Annotated in this window: 21 protein-coding genes; 16 read left to right on the top strand and 5 right to left on the bottom strand. The window is 41.1% G+C overall.

Translation table 11 applies throughout. The features are described 5' to 3' along the window. Positions 1-3: 3 nt before the first annotated feature. Positions 4-171 carry a hypothetical protein gene (locus EHW67_RS20420; protein ID WP_158285142.1) on the bottom strand — a complete coding sequence of 56 codons (168 nt, stop codon included), beginning with the start codon at positions 169-171 and terminating at the stop codon, positions 4-6. Between the two features lie 301 nt (positions 172-472). Between EHW67_RS20420 and EHW67_RS17795 the strand changes: the two genes are divergently transcribed. After that, entirely contained in the window at positions 473-2,275 is a 1,803-nt protein-coding gene (locus EHW67_RS17795) for an alkaline phosphatase (RefSeq protein WP_126163738.1), read from the top strand. 72 nt (positions 2,276-2,347) lie between these two features. On the opposite strand, the gene EHW67_RS17790 is transcribed toward EHW67_RS17795, so the two are convergent. Both EHW67_RS17790 and EHW67_RS17785 read right to left on the bottom strand, forming a co-directional pair. Continuing rightward, the gene (locus EHW67_RS17790) at positions 2,348-3,175 is read right to left on the bottom strand and encodes an OmpA/MotB family protein (protein ID WP_126163737.1); all 828 of its coding nucleotides are present in this window, start codon (positions 3,173-3,175) and stop codon (positions 2,348-2,350) included. Between the two features lie 156 nt (positions 3,176-3,331). Beyond that, complete coding sequence (locus EHW67_RS17785; RefSeq protein WP_126163736.1) at positions 3,332-4,423, bottom strand: vWA domain-containing protein; 1,092 nt, start codon at positions 4,421-4,423, stop codon at positions 3,332-3,334. A gap of 291 nt (positions 4,424-4,714) precedes the next feature. On the opposite strand from EHW67_RS17785, the gene EHW67_RS17780 reads away from it, so the two are divergent. The 11 genes from EHW67_RS17780 (at position 4,715) to EHW67_RS17730 (ending at position 15,897) form a co-directional block, all read left to right on the top strand. After that, positions 4,715-5,176 (top strand): (2Fe-2S)-binding protein, encoded by a 462-nt coding sequence (locus EHW67_RS17780; protein WP_126163735.1) that lies wholly within the window; start codon positions 4,715-4,717, stop codon positions 5,174-5,176. Between the two features lie 87 nt (positions 5,177-5,263). Further along, positions 5,264-7,492 carry a xanthine dehydrogenase family protein molybdopterin-binding subunit gene (locus EHW67_RS17775; protein WP_126163734.1) on the top strand — a complete coding sequence of 743 codons (2,229 nt, stop codon included), beginning with the start codon at positions 5,264-5,266 and terminating at the stop codon, positions 7,490-7,492. A gap of 1 nt (position 7,493) precedes the next feature. Next, positions 7,494-7,748, top strand: coding sequence for a MoaD/ThiS family protein (locus tag EHW67_RS17770; RefSeq protein ID WP_126163733.1), 255 nt, complete (start codon positions 7,494-7,496; stop codon positions 7,746-7,748). A gap of 29 nt (positions 7,749-7,777) precedes the next feature. After that, a complete protein-coding gene (gene moaA, locus EHW67_RS17765; RefSeq protein WP_126163732.1) occupies positions 7,778-8,761 on the top strand; it encodes a GTP 3',8-cyclase MoaA in 984 nt (327 codons plus the stop codon). Between the two features lie 66 nt (positions 8,762-8,827). Continuing rightward, positions 8,828-9,421, top strand: a complete 594-nt coding sequence (locus EHW67_RS17760) for an NTP transferase domain-containing protein (RefSeq protein WP_126163731.1) — start codon at positions 8,828-8,830, stop codon at positions 9,419-9,421. A gap of 33 nt (positions 9,422-9,454) precedes the next feature. Beyond that, complete coding sequence (locus EHW67_RS17755; RefSeq protein ID WP_126163730.1) at positions 9,455-10,525, top strand: HesA/MoeB/ThiF family protein; 1,071 nt, start codon at positions 9,455-9,457, stop codon at positions 10,523-10,525. A 42-nt stretch (positions 10,526-10,567) separates the two neighbouring features. Continuing rightward, positions 10,568-11,434, top strand: a complete 867-nt coding sequence (locus EHW67_RS17750) for a polysaccharide deacetylase family protein (protein WP_126163729.1) — start codon at positions 10,568-10,570, stop codon at positions 11,432-11,434. A gap of 31 nt (positions 11,435-11,465) precedes the next feature. After that, positions 11,466-12,665 (top strand): molybdopterin molybdotransferase MoeA, encoded by a 1,200-nt coding sequence (locus tag EHW67_RS17745; RefSeq protein ID WP_126163728.1) that lies wholly within the window; start codon positions 11,466-11,468, stop codon positions 12,663-12,665. A gap of 2 nt (positions 12,666-12,667) precedes the next feature. Then, a complete protein-coding gene (locus tag EHW67_RS17740; protein WP_126163727.1) occupies positions 12,668-13,678 on the top strand; it encodes an XdhC family protein in 1,011 nt (336 codons plus the stop codon). After that, complete coding sequence (locus EHW67_RS17735) at positions 13,678-14,283, top strand: nucleotidyltransferase family protein (RefSeq protein WP_126163726.1); 606 nt, start codon at positions 13,678-13,680, stop codon at positions 14,281-14,283. Before EHW67_RS17740 ends, EHW67_RS17735 begins: the two co-directional genes overlap by 1 nt. A 519-nt stretch (positions 14,284-14,802) precedes the next feature. Then, positions 14,803-15,897, top strand: coding sequence for an amidohydrolase family protein (locus EHW67_RS17730; RefSeq protein WP_126163725.1), 1,095 nt, complete (start codon positions 14,803-14,805; stop codon positions 15,895-15,897). A gap of 19 nt (positions 15,898-15,916) precedes the next feature. On the opposite strand, the gene EHW67_RS20585 is transcribed toward EHW67_RS17730, so the two are convergent. Then, entirely contained in the window at positions 15,917-16,057 is a 141-nt protein-coding gene (locus EHW67_RS20585) for a hypothetical protein (protein ID WP_202912004.1), read from the bottom strand. A gap of 297 nt (positions 16,058-16,354) precedes the next feature. Between EHW67_RS20585 and EHW67_RS17725 the strand changes: the two genes are divergently transcribed. Both EHW67_RS17725 and EHW67_RS17720 read left to right on the top strand, forming a co-directional pair. After that, positions 16,355-16,813, top strand: a complete 459-nt coding sequence (locus EHW67_RS17725) for a hypothetical protein (protein WP_126163724.1) — start codon at positions 16,355-16,357, stop codon at positions 16,811-16,813. 193 nt (positions 16,814-17,006) lie between these two features. Further along, positions 17,007-19,238 carry a TonB-dependent receptor gene (locus tag EHW67_RS17720; RefSeq protein ID WP_126163723.1) on the top strand — a complete coding sequence of 744 codons (2,232 nt, stop codon included), beginning with the start codon at positions 17,007-17,009 and terminating at the stop codon, positions 19,236-19,238. A 217-nt stretch (positions 19,239-19,455) separates the two neighbouring features. Here the strand turns inward: EHW67_RS17720 and recQ are convergent, their stop codons facing one another. Next, a complete protein-coding gene (gene recQ / locus EHW67_RS17715) occupies positions 19,456-21,573 on the bottom strand; it encodes a DNA helicase RecQ (RefSeq protein WP_126163722.1) in 2,118 nt (705 codons plus the stop codon). A gap of 183 nt (positions 21,574-21,756) precedes the next feature. Between recQ and EHW67_RS17710 the strand changes: the two genes are divergently transcribed. Next, a complete protein-coding gene (locus EHW67_RS17710; protein ID WP_126163721.1) occupies positions 21,757-22,836 on the top strand; it encodes a metallophosphoesterase in 1,080 nt (359 codons plus the stop codon). Positions 22,837-23,019: 183 nt separating this feature from the next. Next, a complete protein-coding gene (locus EHW67_RS17705) occupies positions 23,020-23,793 on the top strand; it encodes a hypothetical protein (protein ID WP_126163720.1) in 774 nt (257 codons plus the stop codon). The last annotated feature ends 374 nt before the right edge of the window (positions 23,794-24,167 follow it).

The following is a 24,167-nucleotide window of genomic DNA, read 5'->3' as shown; positions in this document are numbered from 1 at the left end:
ACCCTAATACCCAAAGCTGGGGTTAAGTTTATCCCCATGTATGAGTATCACATATAGCATTACCAATAATATACCTACGATAAGAGTAAATATGGTTAGGGTTATACCCTTTAACCAATTGGAAAGTCCGTTAATGGCACTGTAACGGAAAATGTCGTGTATTACAACCATGATATGTATTTTTAGTTCTACAAAAATTTAAACTATAGGCTGGCCAATTGATGGTATGTTGTTGAGGGCTGTTAACTATATAACAACCAAGTAGCTATAAACCCTACCTTGGTATATGGAATATGACTCAAAAACCTCATTTTAAGCCATAGTTATCTTTAACCTATTAAACCATTAACAATTTGGAAATCTATATATTTGGCTTGGTTTAAAATGGGATATTCCATTTCTTTACCAAGCCAACAGCTTAAATTGACCATAAAAACCAATAATTTATCTATTGAATTAATTATACCTTTCCATGAATAGAACAAACTTCATTTTTTCATTTCTCTTTCTTATTGCTACTCCCTTTTGCATTGGACAGCAAACAAATGAATTTAAAATACACTCACATAACGACTACTTACAAAATGCGCCATTTTGGGGGGCATACGACCATGGGGCCAACTCTATTGAAGTGGATGTGTTTCTTAAAAATGACACCCTCTTTGCTACACATGCAGAGGAGGATATCATCAGTAATCACACCATAGAGAGTCTGTATTTGGAACCTTTGCAACGGGCATTGGACCTTAGGCTGGGAAAACAACAGGAAGTTCAACTATTGGTAGATATTAAATCTGAAACCTATTCTACCCTGGACAAGATCGTTTCGGTACTGGAATCCTACCCCAAAATTATTAAGAACCCCAATCTTTCATTCGTAATATCAGGGAACAGACCAAAACCTGAACAATACCAAAACTACCCTAACCATATTTTATTCGACTATCAGAGCTTGGAAAATATTTCTGACCAAAAAGCCTGGGACAAAGTTGCCCTCATAAGTTTACCGTTTCACAAATTCTCCCAGTGGAACGGAAAAGGTAGGCTTACGGCAAGTGATCTACAAAAAGTTAAAGCTGTAATAGAGAAAGCCCACAGTTACAATAAACCGTTTCGATTTTGGGCCACTCCAGATTCCAAGACGGCTTGGAAAGCCTTCCATGACCTAGGGGTGGATTATATAAATACCGATGTGCCAGACCTTTCCTCGGCCTATTTAAACACCTTGAACAGTAGGGTTTATTACAATACGAACAATTCAGCGGTATACACGCCCAGTTATCAATACGACCAATCCAAAAAGAAGGTCAAGAATGTAATTTTACTTATTGGGGACGGTAACGGACTTACCCAAATATCTTCCTCTGTTTTGGCCAATGGAGGTAGCACCACCCTTACACAACTTAAAAGTATTGGGTTCATAAAAACACAATCTTCGGACGATTTTACTACGGATTCCGCCGCTGCGGGTACCGCCTTGGCCACTGGTGAAAAAACCTATAACCGATCTATAGGCTTGGACAATAACCAACAGCCATTGCTAAACATTACCGAGCTTTTACATCAACATCAGTACGTTAGTGGTTGTATCACTACAGATAAGGTAGTAGGGGCCACTCCCAGTGCTTTCTATGCGCATCAAAAAGACAGGGATGACATTCCGGGTATTACAAGGGATTTGTTGAAAAGTAAGCTATCCTTGTTTGTTGGAGGGGGTGCATCCAATTTCAATAAGCAGGAATTGGAAGAACATCACTTCACTATGCTAGAAGATCTGGATAAAATAGGAAGTAGCAAAAAAGATAAAATAGGGGTGTTTATTGCAGAAAATGAGGTTCCCAGCATTTTGGACGGAAGAGGCCCTGTATTGGCGAAGGCGACTAAAAACGGATTACAATACTTGGACGCTAAAAAGCAACCTTTCTTTTTAATGGTAGAAGCGGCACAAATAGATTCCTACGGCCATAAAAATGAAGTTTCCGGCATAATTTCAGAGGGGCTGGATTTTGATGAGGCAATAGCGGAGGCTATAAAATTTGCCGATAAAACTGGTAATACCCTGGTAGTAATAACCGCAGACCATGAAACATCTGGCTTTACCATTCCACAAGGGAATATGAAAACCGGAACTATAGAGGGCGACTTTACAACTTCGGACCATACTGGTACCATGGTTCCCATTTTTGCTTATGGTCCACAATCACAGGAATTCCAGGGAGTTTATGAAAACAACGAAGTATATCATAAGATACTCAGAGTGTTGCGGGTAAAATAATACAAAAAAAAGGTTGCCAAACACTATGTGCAGGGCAACCTTTTTTATTAAACCTTTAATTTCTACTGCTGACTATAAAGTTTCAGCGTCCAACAAGGCAAAAAACTTATCCAAATTTGGAATAATTACAATTTTGGTACGTCTATTTTTGGCCATATTTTCCTTACTGTCGTTCTCTACCAATGGCAGGTAACTACTTCTACCGGCAGCAATCAAATTAGCAGGGTTTACATTGTACTTGTTTTGTAATAACCTTACAATGGAAGTGGCCCTCTTAACACTAAGGTCCCAATTATCCTGGAACATTGCTGTATTGATAGTTCTAGAATCGGTATGTCCCTCTACCATAACTTCCATACTAGGCTCGGAATTAATAACCTCCGCTAATTTTTCCAAGATAGCATTGGCTTTATTGCTTACCCTATAACTACCAGAATTGAACAATAATTTATCAGAAATATTGATCATGACAACGGTCTTGTTAATATCAACCACAATATCATCCTCCTCATCAGAGATCGATTTCTTAAGGTTGTAGGATACGGCAAGATTCATGGAATCTTCCAAGGTTTCTGCTTTTGCCAATTCACTAGGGTCAATTTTTGCCAAAGTAGCCCTCATCTTTTTCTTTGTATTGTTGCTCATTACAGCAACATCACCAACCGAAGCATATTGGGAATCGTTTATATCTTTTAAGGAATTTATTTTTTGGTTGTATTCGGTTACCCTGGCTTCTATTTTGGCAACTTTGGATTCCAATTCCTCTTTCTCTACCTGCGTTTTGGTCAACCTACTTTTGGTATTGGACAAATCGCTTTCAAGAGCCACATATTTCTTTTTGGATACACATGATCCCAATATGGTCATTGCCATTAAACCAACTAACGTTACTTTTTTCATTTCTTTTTGATTAAAAAATTTACAAATAGTTTCTGTTAGGTTATACGTTGAAATGCTAAAAAAAGACGTTGAAATACAAATAAAACCTTAAAAAAAAGAGCATCAACATAAATTGATGCTCTTAAACAACTGTTTCTTAAGTAGTTTATACCTTAATTATTCACAACCACCGGTGAAGCCTTTTGCGCTGAATTTTGTTTGTACTGCTCCCTGTCTGTTACCTTCCTTTACCTGTATGGCCAAATTGCTTTCACCACTTCCATCACGTTTTGGACTACAATATTCAAAAAGATAAAAGCTATTGGCTTGTTCGGAAACCCTAAAGGAAATATCGTTGAAGGTAGTTTCCAACTCCTCTTTATTACCAGCAAAAACACTAAAGGTTTTCCCTATTTGCCCTAGAATTTCGGCATCAATTTCAGCTCCCAATCCAATACTGAAGAAGGCAATATTCTTATTGGCATCCGTTACCTTTTTAAGGGCAGTACTTTGGGAATAACGGGAAGCCTGGTCCGTACCATCGGTAAAGATTACAACTGAAGCTGCTCCAATTCTGTCATTTGTAGTGCTTTCTGCCAACAACTTCTCCGCTTTTTCCGTTGCCTTAATTACGGCACCATATAGATCGGTTGATGGGTCATTACTGATATTTTCATCAATACCCTGGATAGAATTTATTAAATCCTGTTTTACATGGGTAAGCTCATTTAATGCATGTAGTTCATCTTCCCCATCAAACCAATAGATGGCCATCTTAAAGGATTCTGTGTCCGAAGCAGGCATTACATTGTTCACAAAACTTACAGAGGCCGTCTTCAATTCCTCCAAACTGCTTTGCAATACACTATTACTAAGGTCCAATACCAAAATAGTATTGTTGTTGAAAATTTGTGAATTTGGTGAAATTCGCGCAAAGGATTCAGAGGTGGAGATGGTATTGAAACACTCGTCATTTCTTCCCTGCTCATAAATCGTAAATTGATCTGCCGTTAGGCCGGGAACCGGATTACCATCGGTATCCGAAACCTTGAAAAATATGGATACTTTCCCAGGAAGGGTAGTGTATTGGTCTTGAATGGATAAAACCAATTCGCCCTCTCCCAGATTCAAGCAATCATCCACAGGACTCCCTAGGCCCAAATCACCTCCCGGATTCACCCCGAACTCAACATCATCGTCGGCATTTCCACAAGAAACAAACAAGGCTATGCCAAAGCATATAGCCGCTATTTTGGTATACAATTTCATTTTCATAATATTTAACGTTCAACTAGCAGAACGCTCAAAATTATTTAAAATTATATTCAATAATAAATTCGGTGTTAATATTTGTTAAAGACTTTATCCACATTTTTTAGCTCCAAATAACTCAAGGAAAGTTTAAGTGGATAAGGGATCAAAACCGGGCAGTTAGTCAAAAACCACAGCAAAACCATTAAAGACCATAGCAGATTAATAAACTGTTAAATTGATGCATTCTTTCCCTAAATTTGGTACCTTGTAGGGTATTTTAAAAAATCAACTTTAAAACTATTAGCTATGCCAAAATATAACATCAACGTAAATGGAGTTTCTAAAAGTGTGGATGTGGCGGAAGACACCCCTTTATTGTGGGTCTTGCGCGATCATTTGGATTTGGTAGGGACAAAGTATGGATGCGGCATTGCCCAGTGTGGTGCCTGCACGGTACATATAGGGGGCGCTGCAGTAAGAAGCTGTTCACTTCCAATAGCATCGGTTGGCGATAAGGCCATAACCACTATCGAAGGGCTGTCCGAAGATGGCAGTCACCCTGTACAACAGGCCTGGAAAGAGGTAGATGTACCCCAATGTGGCTATTGCCAAGCAGGTCAGATCATGACGGCATCGGCATTATTGGACAAAAACCCCAGTCCCAGTTCTGACGAGATCAAAACGGCCATGCACGGTAACATTTGCCGATGTGCAGCCTATACACGAATCCACAAGGCCGTGGAAGTTGCAGCCAGTAAACTAGGGTAGAAGTTTTTCATTAAACCCTATGCACAATGTTCCTTTACCGCTTTCAAAACTAATCCTTATACTATACAGGATCTAAAACTAACAACTATGTCAACATCATCAATAACATTTAGCAGAAGATCGTTTATAAGAACTTCGTCCTTGGCCAGTGGCGGCCTGCTCATTGGTTTCAACCTATTTACGGCCTGTAAGCCCAAGGTGCAACCACCGGTGGATATTTCCAAGTTGAATTTTAATGATTTCAATGCATTTATAAAAATTGCAGATAATGGTGCAGTCACCATTTTTTCGCCAAATCCAGAAATAGGACAGGGTGTAAAAACGGCCATGCCAATGTTGATTGCCGAGGAATTGGACGTTGCTTGGAACAATGTTTATGTACAACAGGGTATCTTGGACACGGAAAATTATACCCGACAGTTGGCAGGGGGCAGCCAGTCTATACGTCTTGGCTGGGAACCCCTTAGGCAAACGGGGGCTACGGCACGCCAAATGTTGGTAAATGCCGCTGCAGCAAGATGGGGCGTAGATCCCTCCGAATGCAGCACCTCAGAAGGAGTCATCACCAATGCCAAAGGAGAGACCTTGGGATATGGAGATGTGGTTAAAGAAGCTGCTACCGTGGAAGTTCCGGAAGGTGTTACCCTCAAAGCCCCAAAAGACTTCAAGATTATAGGCACGGATGCCAAAAATGTGGATATAGACAAGATTATTACGGGCAAACCCCTATATGGTCTGGATTATAAGGCCGAAGGTATGGTATATGCCAGCGTATTACGTCCACCCGCTTTTGGCAAAATATTGGAATCCTATGATGATACCGATGCCAAGGCCATGCCAGGTGTACTGGATGTAATCAAAATAGGGGAGAAGATAAACAAGCTTACCGAGGAGGGGAAAGGCAACTGGACAGTAAATATGGGCCAAAGCGACAAAGTAGTGGTCATAGCAAAATCTACTTGGGAAGCCCTTAAGGCAAAAGAGGCCATTAAGGCCAAATGGGTAGACGGAACCCCCTTGGAAAGTACCCAAATGCAGGACAAAAAATTATTGGACTTGTTAGATGGCAAGGAGTTAAAGACCATGAGAAAAGATGGGGACATCAAAAAAGCCTTTGCCCAAGCCGATAAAATATTGGAACGCACCTATGAGTCGCCATTTCTGCCCCATAATTGTATGGAGCCCATGAATTTTTTCGCCAATATTACTGCAGATAAAATACATTTGGTAGGTCCTGTACAGACTCCGGAATTTGCTGCTACTGCCGTTGCAGATATGCTGGGCAGGGATGTGGACCAAGTACATCTGGAAATGACCCGTATGGGAGGCGGCTTTGGAAGACGCTTGTATGGGGATTTTGTATACGAGGTGGCCGAGATTGCCGATGCCATCAAAAAACCAGTAAAACTGGTCTTTTCAAGGGAAGACGACATGAATGCAGGAACCTATAGGCCTGCCATAAAGTACAGAATAAAAGCGGCGGTCAAAGACGGGGAAGTTACTGCTTATCAATTAAAGGAAGCTGCGGTAAACGGCAATATGTACGGATTGATACCCAATTTTTTCCCAGCAGGATGCATAGAAAATTATCAGGTGGATGTAGCCAATTACAAGAGTAATATTACTACCGGAGCATGGCGGGCACCCTATACCAATTTCCTGGCCTTTGCCGAACAAAGCTTTTTTGATGAATTGGCAGAAACAATGGGGGTAGATCGCATTCAATTGCGATTGGATCTATTGCAAAAAGCCAAAGGCTCTACTGATGAGCGTATGGAATATTCTCCCGAAAGAATGGAGAACGTAATAAAAACAGCAGTGGAAAAGTCCGGTTGGGGGAAACAGCCAGATGGGACATATCAGGGCTTTGCAGCATATTACTGCCATAATTCACACGTGGCCGAGGTTGCCAATGTGGAATTGGAGAATGGCCTGCCTGTGGTTAAAAAAGTAACCTGTGTGGTAGACTGCGGTATAGTGGTCAATCCATTAGGGGCCATAAACCAAATAGAAGGGGGAGTAATAGATGGTGTGGGCCATGCCATGTACGGGGAACTCACCTTTAATGAAGGAAAGCCACAGTCCGAGAATTACGATACATACCGACTGATTCGCATGCGGGAAGTGCCCAAGGTAGAAACCCATCTTATACAAAATGAACTGGCACCAACAGGCTTGGGAGAACCTACATTGCCCCCAGCGGGAGCAGCAGTGGCAAACGCCTTAAAAGCGGCCACAGGAAATAGATTTACACAACAACCGTTTACAAAATTCCCGGAACTTATGAAGGTACCGGCTAAACCCATTTTAGGATAATATGACCATATTGCTTTTTGGCATTACAAAAGATATCGTAGGAAGTAATACACTTTCCATGCCCAGTTCCAGCGAATTTGGGACCACAGGTTCCAAGACCGTTAAAGAACTTAAAGAATACTTGGGTAAAATGTACCCAGAACTTAAGAAATTATCGTCTTTGGCAGTAGCGGTAAATAATTCTTATGCCCAAGATGATACCGTTATCGATAATTTTGATGAAATTGCACTAATTCCACCAGTAAGTGGAGGATAAAAGTAGGGTATAATAGAAAAAGAGGATTAATGTTGATAGATAATCATAATAGAAAAATAAACTATTTACGCTTGGCCGTCACCGATCGCTGCAACCTGCGCTGTAACTATTGTATGCCGTCGGAAGGTATAAACTTTGCCAAAAACGACAAACTGTTTACCATAGATGAACTTTGTAGCTTAAGTGAAATAATGGTGGAGCAGGGAATAGACAAAATTCGCATTACAGGAGGAGAGCCCTTTGTAAGAAAGGACTTAATGATTCTACTGCGTAAACTTGCTCAATTAGATGGTTTAAAAGATATCTCCATTACAACCAATGCCACACTCATTGGTCCGTATATACAAGAATTAAAAAGCTTGGGCATAAAAAATATAAATGTAAGCTTGGACGCCATTGATAAGGAAACCTTTGAACGTATTACCAGGAGAAATCAGTATGATACCGTATACGGCAATTTAATTAAGTTGGTTACGGAGGGTTTCAATGTTCGCATAAATTTCATCGCCTTGGAAAATCAAAACACACAGGATATTCTACCTATTTTGGAGGTGATGAAACACTATCCCGTTTCGGTTCGTTTTCTGGAAGAAATGCCATTTAACGGAGGTAGTAAATCCTTTAATACTATCACCTGGGACTATAAGAAAATATTGAGCCATATACTTGAGCAATATCCAGAGGTTACTAAATTGGAATCTCCCAAAACCTCTACCTCTATTAATTACAAGATAAAAGGGCACCAAGGTACGTTTGGACTTATTCCTTCCTTTACCAGAACATTTTGCGGCAGTTGCAATCGTCTAAGAATATCGGCTACCGGAGATGTAATCACCTGTCTCTATGGCAAGCCCAGAATGAACCTTAGGGATGTGATGAGGGGCGAAAATAGAGAAGAGAACATTAAAAAACATATTCAGAAGGCCATAGGAAATAGGGCTAAAACTGGTTTTGAAGAACAGGAAAAATACGATGGAATATTTGAAAATTCCATGACTTCCATAGGAGGTTAACCCTGTTGCCTGCTGTTGACTACGCTAACAACAACTTACAAAAACGAAAAACATTTAATATTCATAATGAGCTTCAGTAAACTATACGGTCTTGTTCTCAGTGGAGGAAAAAGCACTAGGATGGGAACCGACAAAGGATTGATATCATACCATGGCATTCCCCAACGGGAATACTTATATGCCCTTTTGCAGCAGGTCTGCGAACAATCCTATATGAGTATACGTCCAGAGCAGGCGGCCGAATTTTCAGACGATAAAAACCTTGTCTTGGACCAAAACCTATACAAGGGGCCGTATAACGGACTATTAAGTGCACATGCCTATAATCCTGATGTGGCCTGGTTGGTTCTGGCCTGTGATTTACCGTTAATGGACCGCCAAGCCTTGGAAGAGCTGATCCTAAACAGAGATCCGAAAAAATATGCCACTGCCTTTGCTACCAAAGAAAGTGCACTTCCAGAACCCCTTTGTGCCATTTGGGAGCCTGAGGGACTACAGCAGTCTGTGGCATATATGAATTCTGGAGTGGGTAGCTGTCCCCGTAAATTTTTGATTAACGCGGACGTTAAATTGGTGTTTCCTAAAAATGAAGACGTCTTATTGAACGCCAATTTCAAGGAAGATTATGAAAAGGTGTTGCATAAGCTAACCCCAAATTAGGGGAAGAGCAAAGATTAGAAAGTACAAACGAAAATGGACAGATACCAAAGACAGACCGTTTTAAAGGAATTTGGACCGGAAGCCCAGGAAATGCTAAAGGATGCAAGCGTCCTCGTGGTAGGCGCAGGCGGACTGGGGATTCCCGTCTTGCAGTATCTCAATGCCATGGGAGTGGGCACCTTGGGTATTGTAGAACAGGATGTAGTAGAAATAACCAATCTACAGCGTCAAGTACTGTACACAGAAAATGACTTGGGCAAACCCAAATTGGATGTTGTTCTAAAGCGTTTACAAACCCAAAACTCCAATACCCGGTTCAAGGTATTTGACACCTTTCTTAGCAGACAAAATGCATTGGACATTATTTCTGAATTTGATGTGGTGGTAGATGGAACCGATAATTTCCCTACCCGCTATTTAATTAACGATAGCTGTGTTATCCTTAAAAAACCATTTGTTTCTGGTGCTATTCAGGGGTTTGAAGGTCAACTAAGTGTATTTAATTTCCAAGATGGCCCAACCTACAGATGTTTGTTTCCCAACATGCCTGGGCAAGCAGAAATTCCAAATTGCAATGAAAATGGAGTTTTGGGCGTAGTCCCGGGTATTATTGGCAACCTTCAGGCCTTGGAGGTGATAAAAGTAATAACCGGAAGAGGTGAGGCTTTATCCGGCAAACTACTGCTGTTCAACGGATTATTACAGTCTTATCAAACCATTAGTTTCAGCCGTTGTCCAGAAAATATGGCAATAACCTCTCTTCAGGAGTCCTACGGTATGGAACTATGCGATGTTTACAATACCCTTAAGCTGGAAGACCTTGAAAAACTATCAAAAGAAGGAACTACCATTCAACTCATAGATGTTCGGACGGAAGAGGAGTATACCAACTATTGCTTGCCCCATATTAAATCTAAAAACATACCTCTTGATGAATTATTGGCACGCACCCAAGAACTGGACCTCAATAGCCCCATCTATATACTTTGTCAGTCCGGAAAAAGGAGTGCTGTTGCAGTAAAGCAACTTGAGGAACTAAACCTGGGACCAACACTATACCATATTGAAGGGGGTATTAATAGATTTCTTACGCTTTCCCAATAAAAGGTTATTGTTTCCCTTTAAACCTAATAAAACCTAAATAATATGACCAAATATTACGAATTGGAACAATTGGGGCACCACAAGGATGATATTCTTTTAATGATTCATGCAGATGATGCCGGACTATCCTGCTCCCAAAATGCTGCTACTATAGAAGCCCTGAAAATGGGAATCGTAAACTCTTACAGCATCATGGTACCCTGCCCTTGGTTTTGGGACATGGCCAATTTTGCCAAAAACCACCCTCAATATGATTGCGGCATACATCTTACCCTGAGCTGTGAATGGAAATCCTATAAATTTGGCCCTGTTCTCCCTGCCTCGGAAGTACCCAGTCTGGTAGACCAATATGGTTATTTTCATGGCAGCCGTGAAACAATAAAGAAATTAGCCGATCCATCTGAGGTAAAAAAAGAGCTAAAAGCACAGATAGAACTGGCTCTGAAGGCCGGAATACAACCCACGCATTTGGATTCGCATATGTATACCCTAGGTTTAACCAACGAGCTATTAAAGGTGTATAAGGAATTGGGCGAGGAATACAAACTACCTATTTTTTTAAACAAAGAATTGTTGCAGAGCGTTGGAAATTTTACACCAATACCCCAATTGGGCACAATGGTACACCAGGTGCATATAGGGAATTTCAATGCCATGAAAAACGAAGGTCTTAGCGCAAAATATAAGGAAATTATACAAGATCTTGTCCCTGGACTACACATATTGCTAATCCATCCGGCTTTTAACAATATGGAAATGAAACAAGTGTGTTTGGACCACCCCAATTTTGGTGCCGAATGGCGACAAATGGATTTTGATTTTTTTACCGACCCCAATACGGCGACATTGCTAAAGGAAAGAAATATAAAACCCATAAGCTGGAGAGAAATTCAATTGTCTTCCCTTTAACCATTATCCTATAAATTGTAACTTGTGTTCCATGATTTCCTTTAAAGATGCGTATCAAAAAGTTTTAGATCATTGTCAGGACTATGGCGATGAACAAATTCCCTTATCACAGGCAACAGGCAGAATACTGGCCGAAGACATAGTAGCCGATAGAGACTTTCCTCCCTTTAATAGGGCTACCAAAGATGGCATAGCCATTAACTATAAAGCTATTGAAAAGGGTCAGACCACTTTTAAAATTGAAGGGGTAGTGGCTGCTGGAATGCCATCCTGCTCACTGTCCGATACAGCCAACTGTTTGGAAATAATGACCGGGGCCGTGCTACCTGAAAATGCCGATACGGTTATCATGTACGAGCATGTGATTATAGAAAATGGCTGGGCTACCCTAATCAAGCCCCCTTCCAAAGGACAGGATATCCACCCCCAGGGAAGCGATCAAAAAAAAGGGAACGTAGTTTTGCGAAAATTCTGTACCATAACCCCGGCAGAAATTGGTGTATTGGCAGCCGTAGGCAAAGCTACCCTAAAAGTAAGAGCACTTCCAAGTACTGCCATAGTCTCTACGGGTAATGAGCTGGTAGACATATCGGAAACCCCATTACCACACCAGATACGTAAATCGAACATACATACCCTATTTTCCGCCCTAGGGCAGGAAGGTATAGAACCTACACCTCTGCATTTAGCAGATGATAAGGAAAGCATCCGAAAGGTACTGCGGAAATCCTTGCAAGAACATAAGGTAATATTACTTAGTGGAGGAGTATCCAAAGGCAAATACGATTTTATTCCAGAGATACTAAATGAACTACAAGTAGAGAAAATCTTCCACGGAGTAAAGCAAAGACCGGGCAAACCATTTTGGTTCGGGGTGCAAAAGGAAACAGGGACAGTAGTTTTTTCCTTCCCTGGAAACCCAGTTTCCACCTTTGTCAACTATACTACTTATTTTAAGGATTGGTTAAAACAGTCACTGGGCATCCCACTATCTGAAATTAAAGTAGCCCTTAAGGAAGAGGTGGTTATAAAAGGGGAACTAACCTTACTGCTCAGGGCAAAACTACACCTCTTGGACGGTAAACTACAAGCTTCCCTAGTTAAGGAAAACGGCTCAGGAGACCTAAACAGTTTAGTGCCTACGGACGGATTTATAGTGGTAGCACCCAATAAAGAAGTGTATGAAATAGGGGAATATGTAGTGTTTATCCCCACTAGAAGACTGCTGTAATTATGACACATGAATTAAAACAGATCATTGAGGAATACCAATCGGCCAAAAGCAAGGGACTCAAGACGGTACTGGCCACAGTAGTAGCCTTGGACGGATCGTCCTACAGAAGGCCAGGGGTTAGAATGTTGATCAGGGAAGACGGATATATGGTAGGCGCCGTAAGTGGAGGGTGTGTGGAAAAAGAGGTGGTAAGACAGGCCCAATCCGTATTTGCGGACCAGCTGGCCAGGGTCATGACCTATGACGGCAGGTACAGATTGGGCTGCGAAGGGGTACTCTATATTCTCCTGGAGCCATTTCTTCCAGATAGCACTTTTTTACAAGCTTTTGAACTAGCACTAAAGGACCGGGACCACTTTACAATGCGTTCTTATTTTGAGAAAAAAGAAAGCCTCAATTCAACTTATGGGTCGGTTATATCACTGAAAAACAAAGAACTTCCTTTTTTCCCGGACTATACGGCCACTGGTGAGCATCTGGTTTTTGAACAACAGATGCAACCCTGTTTTAAGCTATTTATCATTGGAGCCGAACACGATGCCGTACAACTATGCGGTTTTGCCGCGAGATTGGGTTGGGAGGTAAGCGTTGTTGCCGACCCGACCGAGGAAAAAAATATCTCGGATTTTAATGGGGCCCATGAATTCTTGGGCATATTGCCGGAAGATTTTCCGACAGACAAAATAGATGAGAATACAGCCATTGTATTGATGAACCACAGCTACTCCAAAGATCTTAAATATTTACTTCAATTAAGTCGTGCTAATAGCATCTACTTAGGTTTATTGGGACCGAATACTAGGCGAGAAAAACTATTTAATGAACTCATGGAATTAAACCCAGAGGTAAGTTATGATTTTCTAGATAGTATTCATGGCCCGGCAGGGCTGGATATTGGAGGGGAAACACCCCAGGAGATTGCAGTTGCCATTGTATCGGAGATATTATCCGTTATAAGAAAAAGAGATCCTATTCCCTTAAAAGATAAGGAAACCGGTATACACGATTAATGAAGAAGAAAGACAACATCGCCATTCTTGTCATGGCAGCGGGAACTTCTTCCAGGATGAAGGGCATTAAACAATTATTACCCTGGGGAGAAAGTACCCTATTGGAAAACGCCCTAAAAAATGCCACTGCTTCCAAGGCCCAAAGGGTGCTAACGGTATTGGGAGCCTACAAAAAAGAAATACTCGATTCTATTTCACTGGGTAAACAAGACTATGTATACAACCCAAATTGGAAGTCTGGCCTGGGAAATTCTATCGCCTGTGGAACCCGTCATTTGCTGGATAGCGATAAAGAATATAAAGGGATTTTAGTGCTTTTGGCCGATCAGCCCTTGATTGATTACCACTATTTGGACTCCCTTATAACCCAATTTCTGGATTCCCGCAATAGTATTGTGGCCACAGATTATGGCAATAGAGTGGGGGTTCCGGCTATTTTTGCTGCCACCCATTTTGAGGCCCTCCTACAGCTGAGGTCCGATTTTGGAGCCAAGGAAATCATAAAAGCACACGGTAACGAGGTCTTGAAAATATCTGCAGACGGCAAAGAACTGGATATTGACACCCTAGAAGAGTACGAGCGGGTAAAAAAACGTGAACAGTAAATAATTGGCCAACAAGTCGTTGCGATCCTGTCTATCGACAGATAGGGAGCATAAGCAAAGAAGCAATCTCACTCTTAAAGAGCCTACAGCAGCATAACGAAACTCCCACCATCAACAAAAAGATTGCCACGGTACGCCCACCTAGCGGTAGCCTTCCTCCCAATGACCCATACCCCAATACGTCATTGCGATACTGCCTATCGACAGATAGGGAGCAAAAGTGAAGAAGCAATCTTACTCTTAAAGTGACTACAGTGACAAAAATACCCCCATTAACAAACAGATTGCCACGGTACGCCCACCTAGCGGTAGACTTCCTCGCAATGACCCATACCCCGATACGTTATTGCGATCCTACTCGGCGGTAGCCTTCCTCCTAACAATCCTTCCCCAGGGAGCCCAAAGGAGAATTAGAACATCATAATACAGCAAAAAAATAATGCCCTGCATATTTTTTTTACTTCATGCTTTAGCTTGTCCACTATATAGTATAAATTTAGATTTTAATATAACGATCTAATGACTTTAAAGAATTTAGCCTATCTCTGTTTTTTATTTATTAGCTTTTCCCATGAAGCGTTTTCCCAAAACATGAGTTTTGAGGAATACAATCCGGTATCTACCCTTAAAGTGCCCGGAAAGGAAGTTAAGAGCGCTAAGTTTCCTTTTATATATGTTCATGGGCATCAATATCGAATGCCCACCCAAGATCTTTCACTTCTAATTGCCGACATGGATAAACTTAATATGGGTATTATGGTCAACCTAAGTGGGGGTTCCGGTGAACGTATCACGGGAGCATTGGCCAATATCAAGAAAAACTACCCCAATAGATTTGCCGTATTTGCCAATGTAGATTTTGATGGCGTAGGTACCCCGGGGTGGACTCAAAAAGCAGTGGCACAATTGGAAGCCGATATAAAAAACGGGGCAAAAGGACTAAAGGTATTCAAGAGCTTGGGCCTTAGGAATACCGATGTATCCGGAAAGCGATTGGCGGTAGACGATCCGCGTTTAAGTGCTATTTGGGAAAAATGTGCTGAATTGGGCGTTCCCGTACTCATACACTCTGCCGATCCGAAACCCTTTTGGGACGAGGTAAATGCCAATAATGAGCGCTGGCTGGAATTAAAGACACATCCTCGTAGAAAAAGATCGGAAACCGACCCGGCATCCTGGGAACAAATTATTGGAGAGCAGCACCGAATGTTTAAAAAACACCCCAATACCAAATTTATCAATGCACATATGGGCTGGTACGCCAATGACTTGGGGACCCTAGCCAAGTTATTGGACGAGATACCCAATATGTATGTAGGTATAGGGGCAATTATTGCCGAATTAGGCAGACAACCTAGAAATGCCCATAAATTTTTTGTGCAGTATCAGGATAGGATCCTATTTGGGAAAGACAGTTGGAAACCTGAAGAATTCCCAACTTATTTTAGGGTGTTGGAATCTGATGACGAATACTTTCCGTACCACAAAAAATATCACGCCTTTTGGGCCATGTATGGCTTGGACCTCCCGGATGAAGTCCTTAAAAAAGTATACTACAAGAATGCCTTAAAACTTATTCCGGGACTGGACAGCAGCCTCTTCCCAAAAAATTAGCACAATTGTAGCCATTGGCCTATTTACTCTTCTTAGGCTTTTGAAACTTTTCCAAATGACCGTATTCTTGAAAAATACCACAAGAATTAGGTTTTTTAATAAGAGATTGCTCTTTTTTTCTTTTGGCCAAGGCTTCAATTTGCGGTGATAAAAATGACATATCTATCTTTTTTTGTGAAATAAAATTACATTTTTAATTAAAACGTTACATGCATAAAATTGTTGTTTAAATGTTAAATTTTTAATGCCCAAATGGGTTAAATATCAGGATAGCCTACTAAACCTTGACATTTTTTTAACAAATCCCAACACTTAGAATTTCTATTTTGCAAGCTTAATAAAACCTAGACTCCCTAGGCAAACAGCCCTTGTATTGCAAACCAACCAAAAAGGCTTTAAGCCATTCCTGTTCAAAAGCATAACCTGCTGCATTGCTGTCTGTTATCTAATGAGTCCCATGAAACACGAACTGACAGATCTGATACATTTGCTATCGCATTGGGTACACCAGGAACAGATTCAACACAGCCATTCCCATTATAACAATAATAAATCCCATGGCGCACTATGGCAGCATGCAGAAGATCAAGCAAGCTCCCATGGGCCTCATTTAAGTGTTGCGCCTCATCAGCACCCCCATAAAAACGGGCCCGGCCAAGATATGGAACCGGAACATGATCATAAGGTAATAGCATTCCTTAATCAGATGTTCCAAGATACAGACCCGGAACAAGAACCTTACAAAAAAGTAACAGTAGAAATGGATGTAGACAAACACCTGGCTGAAGAACCTGGAGACCTGCCCACACCAATCTACTGTATAAAAAACAACAATTTCCCTTCAAGGAACAGGGACAGTTTTAAAAGTGATTTTCCCCCTTTGACCCCTCCGCCAGATCATTTCTACAGAAGTTGAAGTTTCAATAGATTATAGGGGGCTTAAACATATCTTATTACCCCCTAAAGGTACATTGCAGGCCATTAGCACATTACTATAGCGCCATACCGCTACATAATTCTCCTACCTAAACCATTGGTTTAAGTAGTGATGGCTACTGCTTTGTCGTAATTAAATAATGGCCTAGGCCGTTGACATATAATTTTAAAGAATGATAAAAAATACCATATACATAATAAGCTTATTATTTTTCGGCTTCCTCCAGGCCCATACCATCACAGGTAAAATAGTAGGGGAAGACCTAACCCCGCTAGGTGGAGTAGGGGTTTACAATAAACAATCTGGTGATTACACCTATACAAACAATTCGGGGGTTTTCCGTCTGGCCAACGTAAGTATAAATGACCAAATACATTTCTATAGTCTTGGGTATAAAAACCAAACGATTACCCTGAACAACAACCACTTAAGCACTCCCTTGCATATAGTTTTAAAGGAAGCTGCGGTCTCCTTGGATCAGGTAGTCCTAGTTTCCCATATCAATGCTATGAGCAGCATTATAAACGTGGACATTAAATCCAATCCTGTTAAATCTGCCCAAGAAATCCTTAGAAAAGTCCCTGGGCTTATGATAGGCCAGCATGCCGGAGGAGGAAAAGCAGAACAGATTTTCTTAAGGGGCTTTGATGTAGACCATGGAACGGATGTGGCCATCAATGTAGATGGAATGCCCGTAAATATGGTCTCCCATGCCCATGGGCAAGGGTATGCCGACATGCATTTTATAATTCCTGAAACCATAGATCATATAGATTTTGGTAAGGGTCCCTACTACGTAGACGAAGGTAACTTTAACACGGCCGGATATGTGGGACTCACTACCAAAAAGATTTTGGACAAAAATTTGATGAGCATGGAAGTAGGGAAATACAATACTTTAAGGGGCTTGGGCATGTTTAAATTGTTGGAGGGCGATACCAACAATGCATATATTGCCTCCGAATACATGCTTTCTGACGGCGTTTTTGAGTCGCCACAGCAGTTTAACAGATTAAATTTAATGGCCCGTTACAATCATAAGGATGATGAGGGTAACGAGCTTAACCTAAGTGCTTCGCATTTTCAAAGCAAATGGGATGCCTCGGGACAGATACCGCAACGCGCCGTAGACAATGGCAGTATTGGAAGGTTTGGGGCTATAGATGATACCGAAGGTGGTAATACCAGTAGGTCTAACTTTCTAATAGATCACGAAAAACAATTGGACCCGCACAGCCGACTAAAGTCGAAACTTTTTGTGTCCCAGTACGATTTTGAGCTCTATTCCAATTTTACTTTTTTCTTGGAGGATCCCGTTAATGGGGATCAGATAAAGCAGAAGGAAGATAGAACCATTATAGGTGGGGAAAGCAGCTATGAGCAAACCCTGCATTGGGATCGGCATAACGCTCAATTCCAATACCATACCGGAATTGGGTTTAGGTATGATGACATTAACGAAGTAGAATTATCGCATACCCTGAACAGACAGACCACTTTGGATAGGTTGGCCTTTGGTAATATAGACGAAATGAATGTCTATACCTTCCTGAACCTGAATTATAAGGTAGATAAATGGAATATTAACCCAGGGGTTCGCCTGGATTATTTTCAGTTTGATTATGAAAACTTGCTGACCAACACTTATGACAATCAGGGGAAAAATAAGCTTATCGCCAGTCCCAAACTAAACCTCATTTATCAAGCCTCTCCGAAGGTACAGTTGTTTGCCAAAACAGGATTGGGCTTCCACTCCAATGATACCAGGGTAGTGGTGGCCAATAACGGGGAAAAGACATTGCCCAAAGCCTTTGGGACCGATATAGGAACCCTTTACAGGCCTATGGACCAGCTTGTATTTAATATGGCCTTTTGGCAGCTTCAACTACAACAAGAATTTGTGTACGTAGGGGATGCGGGCATAGTAGAGCCCAGTGGCAAAAGTAGTAGGTATGGAATAGATTTTGGAGCGCGCTACCAAATTACCGATTGGCTGTATGCCTATGGGGATATCAATTATACCTATGCCAGAAGTACGGAGGAACCCAATGGACAAGACTATATTCCCTTGGCCCCAGATCTTACTTCCTCTGGAGGAATTAGTTTTAAAGGCTTAAAAAATATTTCTGGCGGACTCAATTATCGCTATATAAAAGACCGTCCCGCAAATGAAGACAATTCCATTGTGGCAGAGGGCTATTTTGTGACCGATTTCAATCTAAATTATACCTTGAAAAATTGGAGCTTCGGGCTTATAATCGATAACCTTTTTGATACCGAATGGAACGAGACCCAATTTGCTACGAACAGTAGATTATATGATGAACCGGAAGCTGTTGAGGAAATCCATTTTACACCGGGAACACCATTCTTCGCCAGAGCTAAAGTGTCCGTTAGCTTCTAAGTAGGGAGGGTAGCGCCTTTTTTTTATTATTGCCAGGTCATAACTAATATTATGACCTGGCAATATTTTTTATATGGTCTAGTTTTCTTTACAAGATGCTTAATAGACTACAAGCGCATTACTATTTTTAACCATTGAGTGGTTTATAGAATTGATTTAGTTGGGCTTTTCTGTTAAAAGGATTCGATTAGATTAAACAGGTAGCCAATTGCCTCTTTTAAACTATCTTCTCCTTTGCTATAACACTAAGCGCCAATCTAATTGTAGAATACTCCAATTTTTCCTCAAAATGCTCATAATAGGGCTTCAGGGCATCGGGGTTCTCTAGGGCTTTCTTGGCCTTGGCTACCTTGTCAATGGTTTCTTTATCCACAAACTTATATATGTCCACATCCTTGCCATCGGCATACAGTTTTGCCAAATGGGAATAGATGGTCGTGGATTTTAGTTTTCTGGAACGGGCAATTTCCTCAATACTTTTCCCGCTCTTATACAAGGTATAGGTCTCCTCATAGGTGTGCGACTTCCTTATTTTCTTGGCCTTCTCTTCTTGAAAAGCCTTTATCTCTTGAATAAAAAGGTCTCCATATACTTCCATTTTTCGCTGTCCTACCCCATTTATGCGCATAAATTCTTCCTCACTGCTAGGACGTTCAGCTTCCATTTCCTTAAGGGTTGCATCGTTAAAGACCAGATAGGCAGGAATATTTTCATCCAAGGAAATTTGGAATCTCAGACTTCGCAAACGCTCAAACAAGGTGTTTTTTACCTTTGGCTTCTTGGTTTTTTGTTCTTTTTGCAAGGCTATTCTATCCTCTTTTTTCAATGGTTTGCTCAGCATTACCTTGGTATTGCCAAACAGCACTTCTTTGGAAAAGGAGGTGAGCTGTAGCACATTATTTTTATGAAAGGCTATTTCACAAAATCCCTGATTGATCAACTGAATGGCATAATGTTGCCAATCGTTCCAAGAAATATCCTTACCGATGCCATAGGTTTTTATTTGCTGATAATTCTTTTCCAGAACACGGGCATTGTGGGCTCCGCGCAATACATCGATCACGGTACCGGTGGCTTCCGCTTCTTTTAGTCGGGCTATGGTAGACAATATTTTTTGTGCGATAATGGTCCCGTCAAAAAACTGTGGCGGATTTTTACACACATCGCAGTTACCACAATCTTCCTGTAAAAATTCCCCAAAATAACTCAGCAATATTTTTCTCCTACAGGTTGATGCCTCGGAAAATTGCTTCATACGCTCTAGTTTGGCCAGCTGTACCTCCTCATTGGCGGCACCTGATGCAAACCGCTGCAGTTGTATTACATCCCCATAACTATGAAACAACAGTGCATGGGCAGGCAATCCGTCCCTTCCAGACCTCCCTATCTCCTGATAATAGCCCTCAATATTTTTAGGCATATTATAATGTATCACCCATCGCACATTGGACTTGTCTATACCCATTCCAAAGGCAATGGTAGCACAGACAATTTGGGTTTTATCGTAAATAAAATCTTCTTGCACCTTATTACGACTCTCAAAATCGAGTCCGGCATGATAGGCTGCTGCTTTAATACCGTTATCTTGGAACTTTTCTACCAGACTTTCGGTAGATTTCCTGCTCAGGCAATAGATAATCCCTGATTCCCTAGGCCTTCGCTCTATAAAATCCAATATTTGGGAAACCCTGTCATGGGCAGACCTCACTTCCAGGGCTATATTTTTTCTATCAAAAGAACTTAGGAACTGCTTTGCAGCCGGAATACGCAACTGAGTCATAATATCTTGCCTAGTAGCCTTGTCCGCCGTAGCCGTAAGGGCTATGACGGGAGTATTGGGCAGACTGGCCTTTAAAAATCCCAATTGCTGATAGGATGGCCTAAAATCATGTCCCCATGAAGATATACAATGGGCCTCATCCACAGCCATACAACTTATATATTCCTCCTTTAAAACAGGTGAGAGTCCCGGGAGACTTTCAGGAGCAACATATAACAACTTTAATTCCCCTTTTGCCACATTGTCCAGAATTTTCTGCTGTTCTTCGGCAGACTGACTGCTATTAAAAAAAGCGGCCGATATACCGTTGGCCTTTAATCCGTCTACTTGGTCCTTCATTAAAGCAATTAAAGGGGAAATTACCAATGTGGTACCTTTGAATAGCAGGGCCGGTAATTGAAAACAAATAGATTTCCCCCCTCCAGTAGGCATAATCACCAAACAATCCTCCTTATTTAATACCGCCAATACAATAGCCTCTTGTTGATGTCTAAAGCTATCAAAACCAAAGTATTTTTTAAGAAACGGATATAGTTGGTCAACTGTTTGGGGCATGTTATCATGAATTGTATTCCGAGGCCGAAATTAATGATTATTAACGTGCCATAACAACTTTCACCTCCTGAAAATATCCACACAACCCATTCCGGTTATTGTGGTTGTGGACAGACTAAACTATGGCTGAAAAATGTTACATTTAGTCCTTATAGTCATTTAAAAATTAAACCCTTATTAAAAATGAGCTTTTTAAAAAATACTTTTTTTCTTTTTTACGGACTGCTTTTCCTAAGTACCGTTTCCCAGGCACAAGAAACGTTTGAACCCCCACAATTGACACATCCGGACTCTTGGTCCATTATTTTGGTTCCCGACACCCAAACTTATGTAAAATTTGAAAGAAACCAGGGCATTTTAGAAACCATGACTTCTTGGATCAGTGAAAATATAGATGCCCTAAATATAAAGATGGTCCTCTGTACCGGGGACTTGGTAGAGCAAAATGAACTGCTGGTACCCGACCAAAGCAATGGTAATATGCCCAGTAGGGACCAATGGCTGGCCGTGTCGCATGCCTTTGAACGTTTAGATGGTAAGGTGCCCTACATTTTGGCAGCAGGAAACCACGATTTTGGTTATAAGAATGTTGAAAACAGGAATTCCAATTACAATACTTATTTCCCTGTCCATAAAAATCTATTGAATGCCCAAGCCTTACGGGCTGCCGGAAAGAACTTGGACGGATTGCCCTCAGTGGAGAATGCCGCCTATGAACTAATCTCTCCACAAAACAGAAAGTTCTTATTTCTTAATCTTGAATTTGCCCCTAGGAACAGTATTTTGGATTGGGCCAAGGAGGTGACTTCCCAAGAAATGTATGAGGACCATACGGTGGTGGTGCTTACCCATTCTTATTTAAACGCCCAAAATAAGCATATAGAAAAAGAGAACTATCCTATTGTAGACGGCAATTACGGCAAGGCCATTTGGGAGAAGCTGGTAGCCCCATCTAAGAACATTCAGTTGGTTTTCTCTGGTCATATAGGCGCTCCCAACAATTTTAAGGCACATACGGCCTTTAAGGTAGATAAGAATGCTGCAGGAAAAAAGGTGACCCAAATAACATTTAATGCCCAGGCAATGGGTGGAGGATGGCATGGTAATGGGGGAGACGGCTGGTTACGGATCATGGAATTCCTACCGGATGGAAAAACCGTTATCCATAGAACGTTTTCTCCCTATTTTGCGCTCTCTCCCAGTACACAGGAACTGGCCAATCAAAAAGATGCCTACAATAACTTTGAAATACAATTGGATTGATTTTTCAGGCCATGAAAATGGATAAACCACTAGGGAATAGGGGGTTTAAAGACAAAAAACGGTTATTTTTATAGGAATTTTCTGGTTAATACATGCGAATAGTCGATTTTTACCATTTACTTAACATAATTTTAGTATAAGGGACTATTTTAGCGCCTGCAAATATTATAAAACCCCATATAAATGAGAAAATTAACTTATTCAGTTTTAAGTTTAGGAACGTTTTTGTTTGTTTCCTGTAGCAATGATGCTTTAAACAATTTAAATAATGAAAGTTTATCTTCAGAACAGGTAAAATCACAAATGGAGATCAACAGCATTTCGGACGGACTGGACGAGCAGCTTTCACAATTGTTGTTAGAAGACAAATCAGGAACTGGTAATAAAACAGAAGCTGAATGTGCCAGCATCGAATTTGCGGAAGAAAGCATGACGGTTGTTTACAACCAATGTTTGGTGCATGGAAAAACCATTGATGGTACCTTGGTATTTTCTGGAAACAACGACGGTGACAACGGCAGTTTTGAGGTAAGTTTCAGCGATTTCACCTTTAATGATCACCTTATAAACGGAACCAAAACCATTGCTTTCGACTTTTCGGATGCCAACAGTCCCGTTTTTACGGTGAGCACCAATGTAAGTTTTGAAAACGAAGCAGGACAAGTAGTCGACTTTAAGGGTAGCAAGGAGATCACCTGGTTTATAGACCACATTAATGCAGAAGGAGCAGATTTTACCTGTACCGGTGCATGGGATATTACCGTTGACGCTACCACCTATGCCTTTACAACAACCAAACCCCTTGGTGGTGATTTGGGATGTCCTTTTATTAGCAGTGGTGAATTGGAATTGGAAATGAATGGATTAACTGCATCCTTGGACTTTGGCGCCGGTACCTGTGACCAAGAGGGCACCGTTACCTATCCCAATGGAGAAAGTGAAGAGATAAGCTGGTAGGCAATTTATATTATAATAAAAATCCTCGGTGAAATTTCATCGGGGATTTTTTTTGCGCTGCAAGTTTGTTTTTAGGAATCATAACTAAATCAAGTGGTTTCCACAAAGGGCAATGGAAGCCCTGTCTACCGGCGAGGCAGGCCTATCTTCCGACGAGGCAGACTGAAGGAGAAAATAACATGAGCTTTAATTAGCTCTAATACCCTCCATTTTACATATTATTCCCTTTTCCTTATACAAAACCAATAGGAGGGAAGTGGTTTACTGTTTTTATCTAGGGTCAAGGCAATCAAGTTGTTATGTTAGAAAAATCTGTTTCATAAGATCCTAAGTACCCATATTAAACGTATATGTAAAATAACAGTATACTTCCC

Source organism: Arenibacter aquaticus (assembly GCF_003957295.1).
In the GTDB taxonomy this organism is placed as follows: Bacteria; Bacteroidota; Bacteroidia; order Flavobacteriales; family Flavobacteriaceae; genus Arenibacter; species Arenibacter aquaticus.
This window is presented reverse-complemented; position numbering and strand designations above follow the sequence as displayed.

Coding starts and splice junctions, on each gene's coding strand:
- EHW67_RS17730 (WP_126163725.1), top strand. CDS start 14,803: ATGACTTTAAAGAATTTAGCCTATCTCTGTTTTTTATTTATTAGCTTT.
- EHW67_RS17740 (WP_126163727.1), top strand. CDS start 12,668: ATGACACATGAATTAAAACAGATCATTGAGGAATACCAATCGGCCAAA.
- EHW67_RS17705 (WP_126163720.1), top strand. CDS start 23,020: ATGAGAAAATTAACTTATTCAGTTTTAAGTTTAGGAACGTTTTTGTTT.
- EHW67_RS20420 (WP_158285142.1), bottom strand. CDS start 171: ATGGTTGTAATACACGACATTTTCCGTTACAGTGCCATTAACGGACTT.
- EHW67_RS17745 (WP_126163728.1), top strand. CDS start 11,466: ATGATTTCCTTTAAAGATGCGTATCAAAAAGTTTTAGATCATTGTCAG.
- EHW67_RS17760 (WP_126163731.1), top strand. CDS start 8,828: ATGAGCTTCAGTAAACTATACGGTCTTGTTCTCAGTGGAGGAAAAAGC.
- EHW67_RS17720 (WP_126163723.1), top strand. CDS start 17,007: ATGATAAAAAATACCATATACATAATAAGCTTATTATTTTTCGGCTTC.
- moaA (WP_126163732.1), top strand. CDS start 7,778: ATGTTGATAGATAATCATAATAGAAAAATAAACTATTTACGCTTGGCC.
- EHW67_RS17750 (WP_126163729.1), top strand. CDS start 10,568: ATGACCAAATATTACGAATTGGAACAATTGGGGCACCACAAGGATGAT.
- EHW67_RS17775 (WP_126163734.1), top strand. CDS start 5,264: ATGTCAACATCATCAATAACATTTAGCAGAAGATCGTTTATAAGAACT.
- EHW67_RS17735 (WP_126163726.1), top strand. CDS start 13,678: ATGAAGAAGAAAGACAACATCGCCATTCTTGTCATGGCAGCGGGAACT.
- EHW67_RS17725 (WP_126163724.1), top strand. CDS start 16,355: ATGAAACACGAACTGACAGATCTGATACATTTGCTATCGCATTGGGTA.
- recQ (WP_126163722.1), bottom strand. CDS start 21,573: ATGCCCCAAACAGTTGACCAACTATATCCGTTTCTTAAAAAATACTTT.
- EHW67_RS17755 (WP_126163730.1), top strand. CDS start 9,455: ATGGACAGATACCAAAGACAGACCGTTTTAAAGGAATTTGGACCGGAA.
- EHW67_RS17710 (WP_126163721.1), top strand. CDS start 21,757: ATGAGCTTTTTAAAAAATACTTTTTTTCTTTTTTACGGACTGCTTTTC.
- EHW67_RS17780 (WP_126163735.1), top strand. CDS start 4,715: ATGCCAAAATATAACATCAACGTAAATGGAGTTTCTAAAAGTGTGGAT.
- EHW67_RS17790 (WP_126163737.1), bottom strand. CDS start 3,175: ATGAAAAAAGTAACGTTAGTTGGTTTAATGGCAATGACCATATTGGGA.
- EHW67_RS20585 (WP_202912004.1), bottom strand. CDS start 16,057: ATGTCATTTTTATCACCGCAAATTGAAGCCTTGGCCAAAAGAAAAAAA.
- EHW67_RS17795 (WP_126163738.1), top strand. CDS start 473: ATGAATAGAACAAACTTCATTTTTTCATTTCTCTTTCTTATTGCTACT.
- EHW67_RS17785 (WP_126163736.1), bottom strand. CDS start 4,423: ATGAAATTGTATACCAAAATAGCGGCTATATGCTTTGGCATAGCCTTG.
- EHW67_RS17770 (WP_126163733.1), top strand. CDS start 7,494: ATGACCATATTGCTTTTTGGCATTACAAAAGATATCGTAGGAAGTAAT.